This is a genomic window from Mesorhizobium sp. M7A.F.Ca.CA.001.08.2.1, from assembly GCF_003998455.1.
Taxonomy (GTDB): domain Bacteria; phylum Pseudomonadota; class Alphaproteobacteria; order Rhizobiales; family Rhizobiaceae; genus Mesorhizobium; species Mesorhizobium ciceri.
Map to the genome: position 1 here is coordinate 1 of NZ_RZPW01000770.1, position 2,837 is coordinate 2,837.

The following is a 2,837-nucleotide window of genomic DNA, read 5'->3' on the forward strand; positions in this document are numbered from 1 at the left end:
CGCCAGGACCGAGCCTTCCGGCAGGTCGATGCCGTCCTCGTCCTCCGGCATCAGGGCGGCGATGGAATCGATCCAGATCAGGCCGAAGGAATGCGTGGCTCGCGCCGTCGCGGTCAGCGCCTTGTGCGCGACGCGACGATCGGCGCCGGCGGTCAGCCGGACCAGTCCCGATGGCGGCCGCTCGATATCGGCCAATTCGACGACGTCGAAATTCATCGCCTCCAGCCGCGCGCCGGTGCCTTCCCGGGCCAGGATGCCGGCGGCTCCAGGTTCGGCCGTGATCTGCACCATCTTGCGGCCGGAAAAATCCTCGACGTCGTGCATCGGGGCCTTCTCGACATATTCCGAGGTCATTGCCAAAAGCATGGCGCCATAGCTCATGCGGAAGGCGACGCGGTCGCCGACGGCCAGCGGCGGGTCGGCATCGGCGACGTCCAAAAGCAGATGGTCGCTGGAGGCGCCCAGCACCCGGATCCCCCTGGCGATCGGCGTCAGCCCCTCGACCAGCACGTCCTCGCGGCCGATATTGGCGATGGCGCGCAGCCTGTCGCCTTCGTCGGGGAAGACCGGCTGGTTGCCGAAGGCGTCGTAGCCCGATTGGCCGATCGGCCGTGACGGCTTGAGCTTGACCTCGATAATGTCGCTGGTCAGCCGGCAGGCATCGGGTTCGAGCTCGGCCCACGGCGCATCGCGGAAGGTCTCGACGCCACCTTGCAGGATCGCCTCGCCGACGCGCAGATTGTTGATGCCGGCCGGCAGCCTGCCTTCGAGCAGCAGCGGCAGCGACGACGAGGCGCCGCCGGAAATCACGTCGAGGCTTTTGCCGGACAGGCGCTCGGTCTTGTAGGCATGGGCGACGAGCTGCCCAAGGTTTTCCGGCGTCGGCATGATGGCGCCGAAGCAGCCGAGATTGGTGCCGATGCCGGCGATGCGCACGCCCTTGAACTGCAGGATCTGCTCAACCGTGGGGATCAGGTCGTTCGGCCAGATGCCTTCGCGGAGATCGCCGAGATCGATCATCAGCATGATGTCGTGGACGCGGCCCATGCGCTCGGCGATGCGCGAAATTTCGCGGATGGTGGCGAGTTCCGATTGCAGGCTGATGTCGACGGTGCGCACCACCTCCTCGACCCGCGCCATCGGCGGGCTGCGCAGCAGCATGATCGGTGCGTTGATGCCGCTGTCGCGCAGCCGGCGGATGTTCTCGAAACGCGATTCGGCGATGCCGGCGACGCCGCCGCGCAGCATGGCGCGTGCCACTTGCGGCATGCCGCAAGTGCCCTTGGTGACGCCGAACACTTTTATGCCCGACAGCGCGCAGCGCTCGACGATGGTGCGCGCGTTGCGCTCGATGCGGCCAAGGTCGATGGCGACTTGCGGTCCCGACATCCTAGCCCCCGTAGACCAGCCCCTGCGGGTCGATCTCCGGCTTGCGGCCCGAAACGAGGTCGGCGAGGAATTTTCCCGAACCGCAGGCCATGGTCCAGCCGACATGGCCGTGGCCGGTGTCGAGATAGAGATTCTTGTAGCGCGCCTGGCCGATGACCGGCACCGAGTTCGGCATCATCGGGCGCAGACCCGCCCAGAACACAGCCTTCTTCTCGTCGAAGGCACCCGGGAAAAGATCTTTGCCGGTGCTGATGATCGTCTTGAAATCGGCGGGCTTGAAAGTGCGGTCGAAGCCGGTGAATTCGGCCGTCGAGGACATCCGCAAGCGGTTGCCCAGCCTGGAATAGCCGATCAGCCGGTCCTCGTCGGCGCCGCCCATGGTCGGTCCCCTGCTTTCGTCCTCCAGGGGAATCGTCGCGGTATAGCCTTTTACCGGATAGACGGGCAGGTCGATGCCGTAACGGCGCCCGAGCAGGCCGCTTTCCGGCCCCATCGAGATGACAACCGCATCGCCGGCGACCGGGCCGGCCGAAGTCATCACCGCGCGCACCCGGTCGCCCTCGATGTCGAGGCCTTCGACTGTCGTGCCGAACAGGAATTTGACGCCGAGCTTCTCGGCCGCATAGGCGGCCAGCCTGTCGACAAACTGCTTGGAATCTCCGGTCTGGTCGGTTGGCGAATAGACGCCGCCGGCAATCTTGTCCTTGACGCCGGCAAGGCCCGGTTCCAGCTCGACCAGCCGGTCGCGGCCGACGATTTCGATCGGCAGGCCGTGCTTGGCAAGATAACGGTAATTGTCGGTGCCGGTGTCGAGGCTCTTTTGCGAGCGGAAGAAATAGAGAATGCCCTTCTTGCGCTCGTCGTAATGGATGCCGGTCGCTTCCGAAAGCGCATTGATGCAGTCGCGCGAATAGAGCGCGAGCCTGAGCTTGATGTCGGTGTTGGCGCGCAGGCGCGCCACCGTGCACTGGCGCAGGAAACGCAGGCTCCAGGCGAGGAAATAGGGATCAAGGCGCAGCCTGACCTTGATGCCGAGATCATGGTTGTAGAGCCCGCGCAGGAAGGTCTTCAAAGCCGCCGGCGAGGCCCAGGCGGTGGCGTCACCCGGTGACACCAGGCCGGCATTGGACTGGCTGGTGCCTTGTGCCGCCGCCGGATGGCGCTCGATCACCGTCACCTCATGGCCGTCGCTGGCCAGATAATAGGCGGCCGCCGTACCGACGACACCGGCCCCGAGCACCGTTATTTTCATGCCATTCCCCCAAGATCTCCTCGCGGCGCCGCGCCTCCGCGCCGTGCCGCGAACGCCTTCAATAGCGCTTCGCTGCCCGGCTTGCGAGCCCTTGGGAGAACCCGGCTCAGCCGCGCGCGGAGTTCTTGCCGGTCAGGATGCGCTCCCAGGCGAGCGCGTCGGCGACGATCTGGTCGAGATCGTCGCGTTGCGGGGT

General features: G+C 66.0%; 2 protein-coding genes. Both read right to left on the reverse strand.

Translation table 11 applies throughout. The annotated features are described in order from the left end of the window. On the reverse strand, positions 1–1,389 hold a 1,389-nt coding region (locus EN914_RS30550; RefSeq protein ID WP_127389486.1), incomplete at its 3' end, for an alanine/ornithine racemase family PLP-dependent enzyme. A gap of 1 nt (position 1,390) precedes the next feature. Then, a complete protein-coding gene (locus EN914_RS30555) occupies positions 1,391–2,641 on the reverse strand; it encodes a D-amino acid dehydrogenase (protein ID WP_024503133.1) in 1,251 nt (416 codons plus the stop codon). Positions 2,642–2,837: the final 196 nt, after the last annotated feature.

Excerpts from the sequence above, each read along its gene's own strand:
- EN914_RS30555 (WP_024503133.1), bottom strand. The coding sequence starts at position 2,641 with ATGAAAATAACGGTGCTCGGGGCCGGTGTCGTCGGTACGGCGGCCGCC.